The organism is Candidatus Brachybacter algidus, from assembly GCF_016707225.1.
GTDB classification, from domain to species: Bacteria; Bacteroidota; Bacteroidia; order Chitinophagales; family Saprospiraceae; genus Parvibacillus; species Parvibacillus algidus.
Genome location: NZ_JADJID010000003.1, coordinates 445,142 through 463,387, shown reverse-complemented (window position 1 = coordinate 463,387; position 18,246 = coordinate 445,142). Strand labels below are relative to the sequence as shown.

General features: G+C 38.0%; 10 protein-coding genes and 1 pseudogene. 4 read left to right on the top strand and 7 right to left on the bottom strand.

Annotated features, from left to right (window positions below; all coding sequences use genetic code 11):
- Nucleotides 1–34 precede the first annotated feature (34 nt).
- From IPI15_RS11840 to katG, 7 genes are all read right to left on the bottom strand, one after another.
- Nucleotides 35–1,219 carry a serine hydrolase domain-containing protein gene (locus tag IPI15_RS11840; RefSeq protein WP_287403876.1) on the bottom strand — a complete coding sequence of 395 codons (1,185 nt, stop codon included), beginning with the start codon at nt 1,217–1,219 and terminating at the stop codon, nt 35–37.
- Nucleotides 1,220–1,736: 517 nt separating this feature from the next.
- The gene (locus IPI15_RS11835) at nt 1,737–2,198 is read right to left on the bottom strand and encodes an amidohydrolase family protein (protein WP_287403877.1); all 462 of its coding nucleotides are present in this window, start codon (nt 2,196–2,198) and stop codon (nt 1,737–1,739) included.
- A gap of 152 nt (nt 2,199–2,350) precedes the next feature.
- Entirely contained in the window at nt 2,351–4,456 is a 2,106-nt protein-coding gene (locus IPI15_RS11830; RefSeq protein ID WP_287403879.1) for a Tex family protein, read from the bottom strand.
- 514 nt (nt 4,457–4,970) lie between these two features.
- Nucleotides 4,971–6,005, bottom strand: a complete 1,035-nt coding sequence (locus tag IPI15_RS11825) for a PorP/SprF family type IX secretion system membrane protein (RefSeq protein WP_287403881.1) — start codon at nt 6,003–6,005, stop codon at nt 4,971–4,973.
- 110 nt (nt 6,006–6,115) lie between these two features.
- On the bottom strand, nt 6,116–8,575 hold the full coding sequence (locus tag IPI15_RS11820; RefSeq protein WP_287403882.1) for a DUF5916 domain-containing protein: 2,460 nt from the start codon (nt 8,573–8,575) through the stop codon (nt 6,116–6,118).
- Nucleotides 8,576–8,826: 251 nt separating this feature from the next.
- Nucleotides 8,827–10,926, bottom strand: coding sequence for an ATP-dependent DNA helicase RecG (gene recG, locus IPI15_RS11815; protein WP_287420444.1), 2,100 nt, complete (start codon nt 10,924–10,926; stop codon nt 8,827–8,829).
- Between the two features lie 141 nt (nt 10,927–11,067).
- Nucleotides 11,068–13,341 carry a catalase/peroxidase HPI gene (katG, locus tag IPI15_RS11810; RefSeq protein WP_287420443.1) on the bottom strand — a complete coding sequence of 758 codons (2,274 nt, stop codon included), beginning with the start codon at nt 13,339–13,341 and terminating at the stop codon, nt 11,068–11,070.
- 313 nt (nt 13,342–13,654) lie between these two features.
- On the opposite strand from katG, the pseudogene metK reads away from it, so the two are divergent.
- From metK to rsmH, 4 genes and pseudogenes are all read left to right on the top strand, one after another.
- Nucleotides 13,655–14,910 (top strand): annotated as a pseudogene (gene metK, locus IPI15_RS11805) (methionine adenosyltransferase).
- A 122-nt stretch (nt 14,911–15,032) separates the two neighbouring features.
- The gene (locus IPI15_RS11800) at nt 15,033–16,118 is read left to right on the top strand and encodes an alpha/beta hydrolase (protein ID WP_287420441.1); all 1,086 of its coding nucleotides are present in this window, start codon (nt 15,033–15,035) and stop codon (nt 16,116–16,118) included.
- 746 nt (nt 16,119–16,864) lie between these two features.
- Nucleotides 16,865–17,335 carry a division/cell wall cluster transcriptional repressor MraZ gene (mraZ, locus tag IPI15_RS11795; protein ID WP_287403889.1) on the top strand — a complete coding sequence of 157 codons (471 nt, stop codon included), beginning with the start codon at nt 16,865–16,867 and terminating at the stop codon, nt 17,333–17,335.
- Between the two features lie 2 nt (nt 17,336–17,337).
- On the top strand, nt 17,338–18,243 hold the full coding sequence (gene rsmH / locus IPI15_RS11790; protein ID WP_287420439.1) for a 16S rRNA (cytosine(1402)-N(4))-methyltransferase RsmH: 906 nt from the start codon (nt 17,338–17,340) through the stop codon (nt 18,241–18,243).
- Nucleotides 18,244–18,246: the final 3 nt, after the last annotated feature.

Below are 18,246 nucleotides of genomic sequence, written 5' to 3'. Positions count from 1 at the left end.
TTACAACAAAATTCGCCATTTCTTGTAACCGCTGTTAGCGGCTGGTTTTATTGTCCCTTAATGTTAGCGCATACTTAAATATTTCATCATAAACAGTTGTTCTGAAATTTTTCAATTCAGCTTCTTTCAACTCTGTATTCATAAAGAGAATGATGCCAACTTTTTCCTTAGTGTCATAATACATAAACGTCCTTACTCCTGGGTCTCCACCTGTATGCCCAACTCTTTTGCCATTATTATCAAATGCCCAAAATAGCCCTTCATTACGCTTGACTAAATCGACATTATCTGGCTTAACTGCCTCTGTGAACTGCGGTTTAGTCATTTCCGCAACAGATTTCTTTTTTAATATTCTTACTCCGTTATTTTTTCCTCCATTCAAAAGGCAGATAAAAAACTTCGATAAATCTGAGACTGATGTTCTAACTCCTCCATCGGGATAAGTTGTCAAGCCATAAGGTTTAATTACTTTAAGCGTATCAGTTTCTCTGTTATACAGTGTTGAATGATTGGCCAAGTTGATTTCAGAAAAGAACCAGCCTGTATTGTCCATCTTCAGAGGATTAAAAATAAAATGTTTACTGTATTCATTTAGTTTTTTTCCTGTTCTTATTTCAATAATATAACCAGCCAATCCGGCAGCAATGTTTGAATAATTAAAATACTTACCTGGTTTGAATTTCAAAAAGTTATCTTGATTATAATATTTTCCTTTGGTGTCAAAATAGTTTTTTAAAAAATCTCCTAATTGTTCTGGCGAATCGCCACCATAGTAATAAGAATTATCGTACAAAGGCTCTTGATCTGTTATACCAGATGTATGTGTAGCAAGATTTCTCAAAGTAATTATTTCATTTGGAAAGAAGGGGTTAATAACCTTAAATGGCAAATAGTTATTAATGTCCACATCAAGCGATAGTTTATTTTCTTCAACAGCGTGCATCAGACAAGCTCCTGTTATGGTTTTACTTATTGAGGCAATATTCATGATAGTATTTGGAGTAAATGATGTTTTTTTGTCCTTGTCAGCATATCCATATCCATGTGACCAAGCCACTTTTTTATCAATTACTATTGCGGTTGCAACTCCAACCATTCCAGATTCAGCCATTTTATTTTCAATGAAGCTGTCAATATAAGTCGCTTTATTTTGCCCAATAGAATCTTGAGTGTATGAAATAGATAATAGAAGTAAGAGTATAACGATAAATGTTTTCATTTTTAAACTTAATTATTTATTTACATCCTGGTCGGTCGGCGGTCAACTTGCCGCTAACGTTTTGGTTTTTTTTTCCCCCCCCCCCCCCCCCCCCCCCCCCAACATACTTGTATATGTAACAAAATTAAACATATTTGCATCATATAGTTGGCTTTATGTAGTTTTATTAATGCCTACTTTTTCATAAATCATCAAATTAACTTTTTATATTTTGATGGTTTTTGGTTCTAAATTATTTGTTATTTTCTGTCATTTTAATTTAATTATGCCAAGTAACTTTTGGATATAAATTATACGAAGCACAATTATCTAAATAAACATTATTTGCCTTATTATATATAGCTTTATAATAGCAATTAGGGTTTCGATTTTGGGTCGGCATGCCAAAACATGTTGTAACCGCTATCAAATTTGGGTTTCGTTTTACACTATTTCGCATTTCTATTTGAGTTTAAATAAAAAAGCGGATGAAACACTTATTGTCTCATCCGCTTTGTTTTTTCGATAATGTCCTTTATTAGTTTGTCATTTCAAAACTATTGACCACATCTGTTGATACCTGCACCATATCGTCAGTGTAAGCTATGCTCACTATAACAGCAATATTAGATTCTGTATCGAATAGTATTGCCATAGTCATTCTTGTGCCATCAACCATACCATCAATGTACACACCTGCTAAAGAGGTCAATGCCAGAGGACCTATGTCACTGTTTTCTGACATGCCCATACTTGCCGCAGCTTCGCCTAATGCCCCGCCCATTGTCTCAGGAGTAAGTCCTTCATAATCCATCACTTCCATGCTGACAGCCATACCATCCATTTCAGCAGAAAATTTTATTTCGTCATTCTCAGTTACCTTCATTGAAGATGGAGCTTCGAAAGACAATCCATATTGATCCCATGTCCAGCGAGTCTGAGCATTAATACTTGCTATTGAAGCAATAAATAAAATACTTAGTAGTAGAATCTTTTTCATCTTAATTATTTTGGTTTAAATACACTACAATAATAAATATTTTAATCAGCATTTGACATGATTTCTATATTCTTTGTCCGTAGATACCTGCGAATTGAGCAGGAATGACTATTTTCTGATCGGGAAAGTCATATTTGTTTGAAAAATTGTAATTATCGCGCTTTCTTAATGGATAATTGAATGCGATTTCTGGGAAGATCCAGGTTGATTACCTTTACCATGATTTTCTGATTGATTGATAAAATCTCCGATGGATCCCTTATAAATTTATCGGTAATTTCAGATACGTGGACCATTCCGTCCTGCTTAACACCAATGTCCACAAATGCTCCAAAATTGGTCAGATTAGTCACCTGTCCCGGGATGATCATGTCTACATACAGATCATTTATAGAATAGACTTTAGCAAACTCAAACGCTTCAGCAGTGGATCTTGGATCTACACCTGGCTTTTGCAGTTCGCGGATGATGTCTTTTAATGAAAGTTCTCCATGAGTATCGTCAATATAGCTACTTATAGAAATAGTTTTTAGAGCATCATTGCCGATGATCTCTTCCATAGATAATTTATGGTCTTGTGCAATTTTGGCAACGAGCTTATAAGACTCAGGATGCACACCGCTTGCATCCAATGGATTGTCACCATCTTTGATACGCAGGAATCCGGCTGCCTGCTCATAAACTTTTGCTCCCAATCTCGGCACTTTCAACAATTCCTTACGACTTTTAAAAGAGCCATTTTGCTGCCTATATTTGATGATATTATCCGCAAGGACCGGACCGATACCGCTCACATAGGAAAGTAAATATTTGCTGGAGGTATTCAGGTTAACACCAACATTATTGACACAACTTTCGACCGTTTGATCCAGTTTTTCTTTAAGTCTGGTCTGATTTACATCATGTTGATATTGGCCTACACCAATGCTTTTAGGGTCTAACTTAACAAGTTCTGCAAGCGGGTCCATAAGTCTGCGGCCGATTGAGACTGTTCCTCTTACCGTAAGATCAAGGTCGGGAAATTCTTCACGTGCGATCGTTGATGCAGAATAAATGGAAGCTCCGTCCTCATTGACTAGAAAAATTGGCAGTTCCATCGTATTTTCCCTTATGAATTTCTCTGTTTCTCTGCCTGCTGTGCCGTCACCAATTGCGATGGCGTCCACATGATATTTTTTTATCAGACGATCAATAATTATTGCTGAGCCGGACAGTCGGTTTGATTCATGAATATAAATCAGATCGCTGTCAAGCAATGCACCTTGTTTGCTTAAAACAACGACCTTGCAACCACTTCTAAATCCCGGATCAATAGCCAAAACTTTTTTTTCACCAAGAGGGGAGGCGAGTAACAGTTGTTTAAGGTTTTTTGCAAATACGTCTATGGCTTCCTTATCCGCTTTTGCTTTTAATTCCGTCTTCATTTCAGATTCCAAGCCGGGTTGGATCAGTCTTTTATAACTATCTTCTAAGGCAATATTGACTTGTTCTGCTGCATCAGAATTATTTTTAATAAATGCACGATCGATGCGCATTAGTGCACTTTCCGCATCCGGACCGATGGACATTCTTATGAATCCCTCATTTACTCCGCGGCTTAAAGCCAGAAAGCGATGGGACGGAATTTTTTTAATATTTTCTGAATACTCAAAATAATCTTTGTACTTAGCAGCCTCTTCTAATTTAGTTTTAATGACTTTGCCGGATACTGCACTTTCCTTCGAGAAAAGTTGTCTTAGATTTGCCTTTAAAACAGCATCTTCTGAAATCATTTCGGCTATGATGTCCCTCGCTCCTTGGAGCGCATCATCAGCAGTTTTGATATTTTCATTTTTGAATCTTGTAGCTTCCTCTTTCACATTGAAACTTCTTTGTTCCAGGAGTTTTAGCGCAAGTGGTTCTAGACCATTTTCTTTTGCCACAGTAGCCCTCGATTTTCTCTTAGTTTTATAAGGTGCGTAAATGTCTTCTAATGCAATAAGGTCTTTTGCTTTGTTCAAGGCAGCCTTAAGTGCATCTGTCAATACATTTTTCTCTTCCAGGACCTTTAGGATATAGGTTCTTCTTTCAGAAATATCAATTTGTAATTTATGGGCATTTCGTATTTCGGCTAGTTCTATTTCGTCCAATCCTCCTGTTTTGTCTTTTCTATATCTGGCGATAAAAGGTATCGTGGCCCCTTCAGCGAATAGCTCGAGGACGACTTTGATCTTTTGAAGGGGAATACCTGTTTGATTGGAAATTATTTGTTCGACCATTTTTTATAGGTAATGAGTAATGAGTAATGAGTAATGAGTAATGAGTAATGAGTAATGAGTAATGTGCAATGAGGAAATCGGGTGAAACATTCTAACTTTCTAACCTCTTAACCTTTCAAGCTATTTCACAAAGTCTCCCAAAGAAAAACAAAGTTTCACAAAGACTTAGAGTCATCTTAGGAGGTCATTCTAACTTCTAATTTCTGATTTCTAACTTTTAAGCTATTTTACAAAGCTTCACAAAGAAAAACAAAGTTTCACAAAGACCAAAAGTACCCTATGAATTTCATTCTAATTTCTGACTTCTAATTTCTAATTTTTTTATTTCACAAAGTTTCTCAAAGAAAACCAAAGTTTCACAAAGGCCAAGTGTAATCTTAGGAGGTCATCCTAATTTCTGACTTCTAATTTCTAATTTTTTATTTCAAAAGTTTCACAAAGAAAACCAAAGTTTCACAAAGACCAAGAGTAACCTTAAGATGTCATTCTGATTTCTAATTTCTAATTTCTGACTTTAGAAGGTAGGACAAAGCAAGTCATCATTCACATACAGTCCAAAGTAAGAAACAGTCAGCTCAAATGTGCCCTGATTGCGGCTATAATTAATGATGCTCGGTATTCCAATATCATAACTTGCACCTACCTGCCAGTTGCTTATCTCCACTCCAAATAATAATCCTGCAGAGTCGAAATTATATTTATTATTGACACCTGCAGCGCGACCAAATACTCCCATATGGACAGAAACAAAGTAAACATCTACTTTCAGATTAGCACCCAAAGTGGCCATGTCTTGAATACCTTGACGTTGGTACATAAATCTGGGATGGATACTTGTAAAGTCATCAAGAATAATCCTACCACCTGCGTGAAGTGTGTATTTCATTGGCAATCTGAAGGATGGTGTAGTTTCATCAGAATTTGGATCTCTCTTGTAGAAGGAAGCTTCAGGGCGGGATAAATGCGCTATGGAGGCACCAACATTGAACCCATGTTGATTGACCTGATAGTTGGCATAATTAACCCCGATTCCTTGATCGAAATAGGAGAAATTATTTTCTGCTAAAAGTTCTGCAGTAGGCGCTGTATAACCATCTTCTCCATTAAACTGATCTTCGAATGTCACGTTTGTAAAGTTGGAATTTCTTTGATTTAAACTCAGATATAATCCCCCTGAGAGAAATTGATTCGGCCCTAGTGCTTTGTGGTAAGCTCCGGAAAATCCCATTTCAGTATTGCCAAAATCAAGAATACCAGCTTTATCATGAGCGAAATAAAGTCCTGCCGAGGCGATGTCGTGGACTCTTTTATTCTTCAAACCCAGATTGAAATTGAGATCTACACTACCCGTAAATGTGCTAAATGGCTTTTCAAAGTTCTTAGACCATTGATTCCGGTAAGCCATATTTACTCTATAATTACCCTCAAAGTTTCCTGTCAGAGATGGGTCCAGTGTGATTGGTGCACCGTAGAACTGTGTCAGGTAGCGCTCTTGTGAATAGAGTGAACTTACGGATATGAATAATATGAATAGATATATAATTCTCACTAAGCAAAATATTTGGTTAAGACCTGTATGATAGCCTGTTTAATTTGACAATGTAAAACTAAACATAGAAGTTTAAACGAAGGAATTCTTTTTTAATTATCCATTAATCTCTATGATTTGTGATGCTTAACAAACTGAGCATAATCGAGAAAATAGTTAAATCTGATTGAAATACTATTGCCTTTGATCTTGTTAAGAAAACCGTTATAGGACTTCCAGTAGCGATTGGAATTGTCCGAAAAGTCTGAATTACCGCTATTCCATGCGAGAACAATGTCACTACCCGGTGCAAATCTCCAGTTGGCTCTTGCTTCAAAATTGGTAAATTCAACTACTGAAAACTTATTATTTCCGGTAGGTTCTAGTAAATTTGGTACTAAATATCCATCTAATCCAAGTTTTTCATATTTGTCGAATTTGACCTGAGACCAATAATTTCTGATTCTGAGTGAAAAGTTAAGGTTGGGATTGATGAGAATAATGGGGTTTAAGCCAAGTTCAATTGTTTTAATATCCCGTACACTAAATATAATGTCTCCCTGGTCAAAGAATTCGTTATCGAGTTGATTGGTGTATGCATAACCTACATCATTGAGCAGCTTATTAAATCCAACTGTGCCAAAGATCGAAAAATGATCGTTGAAGCGTATTCTAGGGCTTAGGTCCATGTTGTGTTGTAATCGACCATCTTCATTCCATTGTCTGTAATTGTATGAAGCATCCAATGCAAAAGGCTTCCTGTAGTCACTCGATATAAATGACCTGACCATTATATTGGTGGGATACGTATAATATCTGCTAAAATCACTCCTTCGAGGCTCGTAATAATCATACGTGATGACAGGTTCAGCGCGGATGGTGACCTGCGCGGCATTAAAATTTCTGTCAAGATAAAAATGACCTGTCTCCAAAGCAAAATTTGCAAAAACATCGGGTTTTAACTGGCGATCATATTGGACACTGAAAGAACTTGTAGATTTGTTCCGATATTTACTTTGTACGTAAGTAGAATAAGCAATATTTAGGATCGTAGATCTGTTATTAAAAATGCCCAAGAAGCCCATATCTGTAGGGTCATACCTCTTAGAAATCTCCTGATATAGTAAGTCATAAGTAAAATTTCCACTATTCTTACCTACGTCTATTACATATTTATAACCTGGTTTTGCAATTTCTTTTTCACTTATGTATGAAAAGGAACCATTACCCTTGACAAAATAATTCTGTTTTTTATTTCGGATATCAAAATCTATTCCGGATACATTTGCATCCCGGAATTCCCCTTGACGTATGACGTTGGTATTGATAAAGGAGATATAGGAATTATTCTTCAGGTTTTTATCCAGGACAATCATATTGAAATTAGAAACCGAATTGATCAGTAACTTTTCTGTTTCACCAGTTTCGTTGTCTTTTAAAGTGGCATAGGATCTGCCTTCGATGGCATTGAACACACCAACTCCAAGACCGTCTTTGTCCCGCCCGGTTAGCTTGAAAGCGTTGAGTAGTTTGTTTTTAGTAGGGTAGTCCTGGATTGATTTTCCTTCAGGGACGCCATATTTGTTGAAGTAATTGTTGTCTCCGGCAATCCTTCTAGAATAAAATAATTCTGCCCTGGAAAATAACTCCAGGCCTTCTGTAAAGAATGGTCGTCGTTCTTCAAAGAAAACTTCAAAAGGGCCGAGGTTATTTACCTGCTCGTCAAAGGAAACTTGTCCAAAATCAGGTATGAGTGTAAGGTCTAAAGTGAATGCATCATTGATACCATATTTTAGGTCGAGCCCACCTGATATTTTAAACTCTTTATTGGATTCCGGGGCATAATATGCAGAAACATAAGGGAATAGAGAAAGTCTTAGTGGAGATTGTATGTTTTTCAGCCCTTCAAGGTGGCCGCTTTGATTCAGAAAACCGGAGATAGTTGGGTCAACTTTGACCCATGTGCCTTTTTCCCTGCTTTTTTTCATCTGGCGGACTAGATTGATATTCCAGTTTTGAATGTCTTGTTTTGGGAAACGCAGTTGCGAAAAAGGAATACGCATTTCGATCTGCCATCCATCATTTACTTCTTTGGCAGCACTTTCCCAAATCCCGTCCCAACTATCATCTTCATCCAAAGAAACATATCTTGCATCTAGTTGAAGATTTCGCGGCGATACATAGAAGCCAAATCCATTGGTGCCGGCGGCGTAAGGGTCGAAGATGATGCCAATGAAATCTGTATTGTTGTAATTATCTCTTTGGGCAAGTTCTTTAAGGATGTTCTCCGGATTGTCCACCATTTTTGCATAAACATAAAAAGCTGTATTGTCGTATAACAATTTGAAATATGTAGGCTGTGAAGGTTGTCCGCCAGGGTTGGGCTCCAGCAATGTGAAATCTCCGTATTCTTTGGTGAGATTCCAGACGCCATCGGTTAAATCACCGTCTATTTTAGGTGCATCACCATCATTTATTTTGACAATGGTGCAGGTTTTTTTGACAGAATCTATGGTAGATATTTTGTCTTGAGCGGCGCAAAAAACAGGTAAAAGCAACATTAAAAGTAATAATGGGAAAAATTTAGCCATAGTAATCTTTGATCTTAAATGCGAAGATCGAAATTATAAATAAGTTAGGAAGATTTTATCGCCAAATGGTGTTGAAATGCCGACAGGATTTACAATAATTGAGGATTACTGTTTGACTTTTTGTTTTTTAAGAAGTGTTTACCTTGAAAGTATATTTTCAAATATTAAAATTGATTTGCCTGCTCATCAGATCAGGAAGTTCAGCCCGCTTTCCTCATTTATAATTCACCATTCACCATTCAAAATTTTTATCACCCAATTTTCGACCAGTCCTTATTCTTTCTGAACCTTGTACTTAAAAATTCTCGAAGGCCTTTATTTTGTGGCTTTTCTAACTTAGGATCTTCAGTAATGATCTTCATGGCGGCGTCATTGGCTGCCTTAAAGATTGCTTGATGTGTCAATAAATTGGCCAATTGAAACTCATTACTGCCACTTTGTTGGGTGCCTTCTATATTGCCCGGACCACGCAACTGCATATCGACTTCAGCGATCGTAAATCCATTATCCGTTTCTTCCATTGTCTTAACACGGGTCTTTCCATCTGCGGAAAGTTTAAAACCTGTCATGAGAATGCAATAAGATTGGTCAGCACCACGACCGACGCGTCCGCGCAGCTGGTGCAACTGGGACAATCCGAATCTGTCAGCATTTTCAATGACCATGACTGAAGCATTGGGAATATCTACTCCAACTTCAATGACGGTGGTGGCGACAAGGATGTTGGTCTGATGCTTAACGAAACGTTGCATTTCATGTTCTTTATCGGCTGCTTTCATTCTGCCATGGACGACGGAGATTTGATATTTCGGTGGTGGAAATGAAATGAATAATCTGTCGTAACCCATTTGAAGATTTTCAAGATCGACTTTCTCGCTTTCTTCAATTAAAGGGAAGACGACAAATGCCTGACGACCGATGGCTAGTTCCCGGTGCATCAACATTTCCATTTCTGTTCGTTTCATTTCATTAAAATGAAGTGTTTTGATGGGTTTTCTTCCCGGTGGCAATTCGTCAATAACACTCACATCCAGATCGCCATAGACCGACATGGCAAGCGTCCTTGGGATTGGAGTTGCCGTCATGACTATGACATGCGGGGGCAGGGGAGTGGCTTTACGCCATAGAGCGGCGCGTTGTTCCACGCCAAATCTATGTTGCTCATCTATGATGACGAGGCCCAATTGTTTGAAGATCACCGGAGGCTCGATGACGGCATGTGTGCCGATGAGGAGTTGGATGTCTCCGGACTCGAGTCGCTTAAGCAATTCAACTCTTTCTTTTTTCTTCGTGCTTCCGGTCAGCAATTCAACTTTTAATCCTAGTGGTTCGACGAGTTTTTTGATAGACCTGAAATGCTGTTGAGCAAGGATCTCCAAAGGCGCCATGATACAGACCTGATAACCATTGTCGATGGCGATGAGTGAAGCCATGAGGGCTACAATTGTTTTTCCGCTGCCTACATCACCCTGCAGCAATCTGTTGAGTTGAAAGCCAGAACCACTGTCGATCCTGATCTCTTTAATGACCCTTTTTTGAGCATTTGTAAGTTCGAACGGCAGATGGTCCTTGTAAAACGTGTTAAAGTAATGACCGATCTGTCCGAAAACGTAGCCTTTTATGTTATTCTTTCTGTATAATTTCTGGATCATCAGGGAAGCCTGATTTATAAAGAATTCTTCGAAGATCAGTCTGTCTTTTGCTCTGGCTGCTTCTGCTAGATTCTTCGGAAAATGCATTTGCCTGATAGCATCAATACGCGCAGGAAATTTATAATGATCGATCAACGCATCAGGCAGCATTTCAGGAAATTGATATGGAGTAATGGACTTCATCCAACTTTCCATCAGCCCTCTACGGAACTTCATATCAAATCCGGCACGATTCAAAGGATCTGTAGTAGAATAAATAGGCATTAACACTTCTGAAATAGCATCCTGACTTGTATTAGATTCTAGTTCTGGATGCGGCAAGCTTATTTTGTTATTAAAGACATTGATCTTGCCGTAGATCAGAAATTCTTTTCCAATGGCCAACATGGGTTGGATCCATTTAATGCCCTGAAACCAGACGAGTTCCATGAAGCCGGAACCATCAGTTACAAAAGCAACCAGACGGCCTTTTGAGCTTCCAATCAGATCAAAGTTGGTCACCTTTGCTTTGATCAATACCCACTCATCTGTTGGTTTGATGTTTTTTATCAAGGTAATATTTGTCTTATCGATGTACCTGAAAGGATATTGAAGGATAAGATCACCCACTGTTGTAACACTGAAAGCCTTTTTGAGCAATTCAGCTTTTCTTGGTCCTATTCCTTTTACATATTCTATTGGTTGATCGAGATCAGGCATTTGAGGAATGGTAAATTATAAATTACAAATTACAAATGGTAAATGATAAATTATTCTTTATGAGTAATTAATGACAAAGCTAAAAAAAATAGGTGACCATTTTATTTGACCACCTATTAATTATCATTACTTCGACGAAAATTATTTCAAATCAAAGCGGTCAGCATTCATGACCTTCGTCCATGCAGCAACAAAGTCGGAAACAAATTTATCTCCAACATCGGCACTTGCATACACTTCTGAAAATGCCCTAAGCTCTGAACTGGAACCAAATACAAGATCGGCTCTGGTCGCTGTCCATTTCAAGTCGCCATTATATCTACCTCTTCCTTCAAATAATTCCTGATCATCTGAAGCAGCTTTCCATGTCGTGTCCATGTCAAGCAAATTGACAAAAAAGTCATTGCTTAATACGCCCTTTCTTTCAGTAAGAGCTCCGTGAGAAGATTGGTCAAAGTTGTTGCCCAATACTCGCAGCCCACCAACCAGAACTGTCAATTCAGGTCCGGTAAGATCTAAAAGTTGTGCTTTATCTATCAACATCGCTTCAGTAGCTACCGGATAATTGCTTAATTTATAGTTTCTGAATCCATCGGCTAATGGCTCCATGTAAGAGAAGGATTCAACATCAGTTTGTTCCTGACTAGCATCCATTCTTCCTGGAGTAAATGCAACACTCTTGTCATGTCCACCTTGTTTTGCTGCTTTCTCTACTGCTGCATTTCCAGCTAAGACAATCAAGTCAGCCAGTGAGATTTTCTTGCCATTACCTGAACCATTAAATTCTCCTTGTATTTTTTCAAGAGTATCTAATACCTTGGAGATGGAGCCTGAAGAGTTGATTTTCCAATATTTTTGAGGCGCAAGACGAATTCTGGCTCCATTGGCACCACCTCTTTTGTCTGAACTTCTGAAAGTAGATGCAGAAGCCCATGCTGTAGAAACAAGTTCTGAAACAGTCAAACCTGAAGCATGTATCTTATCTTTTAATGCCGCTATGTCAGCTTCATTCACAAGCTCATGATCTACTGCAGGAATTGGATCTTGCCATATTAGTACTTCAGAAGGTACTTCAGGACCAATATATCTTTCTCGTGGACCCATATCACGATGTGTGAGTTTAAACCATGCGCGTGCAAAAGCATCAGCAAATTGATCCGGGTTTTCCAAAAATCTTCTGGATATTTTTTCATATGCCGGATCTAATCTTAAAGATAGATCCGTCGTTAGCATTGTAGCACGTTGCTTTTTGTCTTTATCAAAAGCATCCGGGATGATCTCCTCACCACTTTTAGCGACCCATTGATGTGCACCTGCAGGGCTTTTTGTTAATTCCCATTCATTTCCAAATAGAATTTCGAAGAAATCATTACTCCATTTTGTCGGTGTGGTAGTCCAAGTTACTTCAAGACCGCTTGTGATAGCGTCACGGCCGGATCCACTGCCAAAACTACTATTCCATCCTAATCCTTGTGATTCAATCGTCTGAGCTTCCGGTTCCTTGCCAACGTGATCAGCTGAAGCCGCGCCGTGAGTTTTTCCGAATGAGTGACCCCCAGCGATGAGCGCTACCGTCTCTTCATCATCCATGGCCATTCTTTTGAAAGTATCTCTTATGTCTTTCGCTGCAGCTATTGGGTCCGGATTGCCATCGGGACCTTCCGGATTCACATATATAAGACCCATCTGAACTGCGCCCAATGGTTTTTCTAAGTCACGACTGTGAATTTGTCCATCGGCATTGTCGTCTGATGAAACAACTCCGTGAGCTTTATCCACTCCATCAGAGCCATGTGCATATCTGTCATCACCTCCTAACCAGGTCGTTTCAGATCCCCAATATACATCTTCATTTGGCTCCCATACATCAGCTCTTCCTCCGGCAAAACCGAAAGTTTTAAAGCCCATACTTTCCAAAGCGACGTTTCCTGCAAGAACCAAGAGATCAGCCCAGGAAATTTTGTCGCCATATTTTTGTTTGATTGGCCAAAGTAGACGTCTTGCTTTATCCAAGCTGACATTATCGGGCCAACTATTAAGTGGTGCAAATCGCTGTTGACCTTGACCTGCACCGCCACGTCCATCAAATACTCTGTAGGTTCCGGCACTATGCCAAGCCATTCGTACAAATAACGGTCCATAATGCCCAAAATCTGCTGGCCACCAATCCTTACTGTCAGTCATCAGTGCATTCAAATCTTTTTTCAGGCCTTCATAATCCAGGCTTTTGAAAGCCTCTGCATAGTTGAAGTCTTCGCCCATCGGGTTAGATTTAGATGAATGCTGTCGTAGAATGTTGATCTTTAATTGGTTTGGCCACCAATCACGAGTGTGTGTTCCCCCGCCACCGACATTGTTTTTTTCTTTAGTAGCAAGATATGGGCACTTGCTTGAATCGTTAGAATTATTGTCCATTATATTTTGTAAATTATTTTTTATATTCAGGTAACGCTAAGATCAAAAAACTGTTCAAATAGAGTATAATAGTATAATAGTATTAGTAGTAATGGTATAATAGTATTAGTATTATAGTAATGGAGTATTTGGGTTAACTATAATAATCTGCTTTTTCTTGAAATCTCTGGTTTTGTTTTTATTACATGGACACCGATTAACTATTACACTGGTTAACTCTAATACTGACATACTGAAATACTGAAATACTCATATCCTTTTAATCTATTTATATTTTTATTACCTTTGCCGCTCAAATTAAAAAAACAACTATATGTCATATTTATTCACTTCAGAATCAGTTTCAGAAGGACATCCGGATAAGGTAGCAGATCAAATATCTGACGCGCTTATCGATCATTTTTTAGCATACGACAAAAACAGTAAGGTCGCTTGTGAAACGTTGGTAACTACAGGGCAAGTGGTTTTGGCAGGTGAAGTTAAGTCTGATGCATATCTTGATGTTCAAGAGATCGCTAGAGAAGTGATAAGAAAGATCGGATACACGAAGAGTGAGTATATGTTTGAGGCAAATTCTTGCGGAATATTCTCTGCGATTCATGAGCAATCTCCTGATATCAATCAAGGTGTGGAAAGAAAAAGTCCAGAAGAACAAGGTGCCGGCGATCAAGGTATGATGTTTGGATATGCAACCAATGAAACAAGCAATTATATGCCTTTGGCATTGGATCTTGCACACAAATTACTTGAAGAGCTAGCTGTAATCAGACGTGAAAATAAGGAAATTACTTACCTAAGGCCTGATGCCAAAAGTCAGGTGACGATAGAGTATGATGACAATAATAAGCCACTAAGGATAGAGACTATCGTAATATCAACACAACATGATGGTTTCGATGATAATGATGAGGCGATGCTTGCAAAGATCAAAGCTGACATCATTGCTGTCCTTATCCCAAGAGTTAAAAATCAATTAAGTACTGAAATTCAGGCTTTATTTAATGACGATATTATTTACCACATTAACCCAACAGGAAAATTCGTAATTGGCGGACCTCATGGTGATACCGGTCTTACTGGTAGAAAGATCATCGTAGATACCTATGGTGGTAAAGGAGCACATGGTGGTGGGGCTTTTTCTGGTAAAGATCCATCTAAAGTGGATCGAAGTGCAGCATATGCTACACGTCATATTGCCAAAAATATGGTGGCTGCCGGGCTTTGCGATGAAGTATTAGTTCAGGTTTCTTATGCTATCGGTGTAGCAAAGCCTTGTGGAGTATATGTGAATACTTACGGCACAGCTAAGATAGACATGACAGATGGCGAGATCGCTAAAAAATCGAGGAGGTATTTGACTTACGTCCATATGCAATCGAACAAAGATTGAAATTAAGAAATCCTATTTATAGCGAAACTGCTTCATATGGTCATATGGGCCGTGAAAACCAGATAGTAACAAAAACTTTCAATAAAGGACGAAAAAATGAACTTTCAATGGAAGTTGAATTGTTTACTTGGGAGAAACTTGATTTTGTAGATAAAATAAAGTCGACTTTCGGTCTGTAAGCTTTGCCCGCGGACATTCTACCAATAATGCATCTATTTAGAAACTTATTCATTAAGTGCTGAATAGATGCATTTTTTAACATATCAATTTGATAAAAAGCCTGACAAAATTCATTCAAAACATGTCATCAACTAATATGGCTTTTAGGTTGACGACGCTCGAAGATGATGGAAGAGAAATCTATGTTTCGGGTTCGTTTAATAACTGGGATCCTACAGATCCCAGATATCGTATGAAAAAAATCGCTGAGGGCAAATACGAGTTGAAAGTAAGTTTGCCTTCCGAAATTTCCTATCCAATAGAATATAAATATGCTAAAGGTAACTGGGAGAACGAAGAAATAACTCGTACCGGACAAAAAACAAAAAACCGCACTCTAACCAAACGGGTGAGAAGCGTTTCAGATAAAGTCGCCAGATTCAGATATAATGGAAATTCCGATTACAATCGTTTTCTTCCAATTATAGAAAAAGTCAATGATTTTTTATTTCCATCCCTACCTTCCAGAAGAGCAATTCAAGTATTATTGCCTTATAATTATTACATTAATCCGGATAAAAGATATAAGGTCTTATATTTAAATGATGGACAAAATCTTTGGGATAAATCAGCCCCTTTTGGGAATTGGAGCCTTGACCAAAAGATTGCCCAATTATCTGCAGGCGGTAAAAATAATGTTATTGTTGTTGCTATAGATCACGGTGGTCAGGAACGAATAAAGGAATTTACACCGATAAATGGGACACGGGTCGGAAAGGCCGATGGTCAAAAGTATCTTCGCGATATAGTGAATTGTGTCAAGCCTTATATTGACAGTAAATACAGAACGTTGCCGCAAAGGGAAAATACCGGAATTGGTGGTTCGTCCATGGGGGGGCTTATTTCTATCTATGCCGGAATAATGTTCCCTGATATTTTCGGAAAATTAATGATCTTCAGTCCTTCATTATGGATCATTCAGAATTCGCATATTGAGACTCTCAGATTTTTCACACCCTTTCACACTAAGATTTATTTATATGCAGGTGGTAAGGAAAGCGCATCCATGCTTCCTTCTATGCGCCGATTGAAGCATAATCTAGAAGCTCAAGATTTCTTTCAAAAAGTGATCGACGTCAAACTTACCATCGATCCAAAAGGTCGTCATACAGAAACAAAATGGGGGAAAGAAGTGGTTTCGGCTGTCACTTGGCTTTTTTATAGTTGATTTTAAGAATCATATCAATTTCAGATTTTTTAACCTATGGCTAAAGTCAAAGGCAATGGAATAATATTCAGTTGAATTTACTCTATATATTAAGAGTTCTTCAATTCTAGCTATAAACATCATGCTTCGCGTTCAATTGTCTCCATCTTTAGATGGTGGCTAATAAGAGCCTACTATTACCCTTTTTCAAAGAATAAAAAGTTATTAAAAGCAAATTAATGCTTGTAATATATTATCAATCAGATATATATAAATAGTCATTTAATAATTTAGTTGAAGCTGATCGCTTTCTTATAGCTTGCTTTTTCAATATTTTGCTTCTCATTGTCCCCTTAATATTGATTTCTTACTCATGTTGCTCTGCTATTGTGCTCTTGATGCTCAATTCTTAACAAATTCTATATTTTCTGGCTTTTAACCAACTGGATTTCGGTTCTTTATAGGGCTTTAATTGTTAAACTCCCACAATTTACCACTACCTTTATGATTTAACTATATCGTAATCTTATAATTAAACTTCATACTTAGATCACTGTTTTACACTATCTTTGATATAGATATAATTAAAATATGTTAATGTGTAATCAAAATAGTGACATTGTAGCATCTTCTTGTTGATATTCATATATGAAAAACAATAATTTGTATAATATTTGAAAATATTTGGGGGAATATGTGGAATAAAGTGGGAGGAAGGTATATTTTTGAGGCATTAGAACAGTAAATGATTTGTTAGAACCTAATTGATGCACCAACTTTACGGAGAATACGAATGTAGCGTCGATGATAAAGGAAGGATTAAACTACCTTCTGCTTTGCTTCGAAACGTGGGTGGAAACCCGCCGTATAAGTTTTTTGTCAACCGTGGTTTTGAAAAATGTTTAATGTTATATCCCGAGAAAGTTTGGGATAGAATAGTAGATAAGGTAAATAACCTCAACTCTTTCGTAACAGAGGAACGAAACTTTATCCGTTATTTTTTTAGAGGACTTAGAGATGTAGCTACAGATTCAGCTGAGCGCATTCTTCTACCAAAGCCTCTTCTGGAATTCGCGGGTATCACAAAGGAAGTTGTTCTGTTTGGTTACATGGATCGTGTCGAAATCTGGGACAAGGCTACTTATTATGAGTGGGCTGATATGGAACCGGATAATTTTGCGCAATTGTCTGATCGACTTTTAGGCAATCGGGACGAATTCTCAGTAGAACAAGAATAGATATGGATGTTTATCATCTTCCGGTGCTCTTGGAGGAAACCATTGAAGCATTAAACATAAATCCTTCGGGTATATATGTTGATGTTACTTTTGGTGGTGGAGGACATAGTAGGGCAATTCTGGAGAAGCTTGATGAAAATGGCCGCATATATGTGCTGGATCAGGATCTGGAAGCAGTTCAGAATGTGTCGGAAGATGAAAGAATGATCTTCATCCATAGCAATTTTAGACACCTAAAGCGAGTGTTAAGAGTGGAAGGAGTTACTCAGGTCGATGGTATTTTAGCGGATATCGGAGTTTCTTCACACCAGTTTGACAAAGGCGAAAGAGGGTTTTCATTCAGATTTCAGGGTGACCTGGATATGAGGATGAATCAGGCTCAAAAGCTCACAGCTGCTGATGTTGTAATGACTTATAGCGAAGACGAGCTTACTGATCTTTTTCAAAATCTTGGTGAAGTCCGAAATACAAAAACACTAGTAAAGTGTATTTGCGAAGGGCGGCTCAAAATGAAGATCAAAACCATTGAGGAATTTATTCACTGTATAGAATCTGTGATAAAAGGCAATAGAGCCAAATATCTGGCTCAGGTTTTTCAGGCACTTAGAATCGAAGTGAATGATGAACTAACGGCCCTGGAGGAAATGCTTAATGATGCCTACGATATTTTAAAAGAGAACGGAACACTAGCTGTCATTAGCTTTCATTCGTTGGAAGATAGGATAGTAAAGAACTTTTTTAAAACAGGCAACGTAGAGGGTGAGTTGGAAAAAGATGATTACGGTAATATTTACAGACCGTTTACGATCATAACAAAAAAGCCAATAGAAGCTTCGCAAGCGGAATTAAAGATCAATAGCAGAGCACGTAGTGCTAAACTTAGAGTAGCGAGAAAGTCTGAAGAGTAAATT

Coding starts and splice junctions, on each gene's coding strand:
- IPI15_RS11840 (WP_287403876.1), bottom strand. CDS start 1,219: ATGAAAACATTTATCGTTATACTCTTACTTCTATTATCTATTTCATAC.
- IPI15_RS11835 (WP_287403877.1), bottom strand. CDS start 2,198: ATGAAAAAGATTCTACTACTAAGTATTTTATTTATTGCTTCAATAGCA.
- IPI15_RS11830 (WP_287403879.1), bottom strand. CDS start 4,456: ATGGTCGAACAAATAATTTCCAATCAAACAGGTATTCCCCTTCAAAAG.
- IPI15_RS11820 (WP_287403882.1), bottom strand. CDS start 8,575: ATGGCTAAATTTTTCCCATTATTACTTTTAATGTTGCTTTTACCTGTT.
- recG (WP_287420444.1), bottom strand. CDS start 10,926: ATGCCTGATCTCGATCAACCAATAGAATATGTAAAAGGAATAGGACCA.
- katG (WP_287420443.1), bottom strand. CDS start 13,341: ATGGACAATAATTCTAACGATTCAAGCAAGTGCCCATATCTTGCTACT.
- IPI15_RS11800 (WP_287420441.1), top strand. CDS start 15,033: ATGTCATCAACTAATATGGCTTTTAGGTTGACGACGCTCGAAGATGAT.
- mraZ (WP_287403889.1), top strand. CDS start 16,865: ATGCACCAACTTTACGGAGAATACGAATGTAGCGTCGATGATAAAGGA.
- rsmH (WP_287420439.1), top strand. CDS start 17,338: ATGGATGTTTATCATCTTCCGGTGCTCTTGGAGGAAACCATTGAAGCA.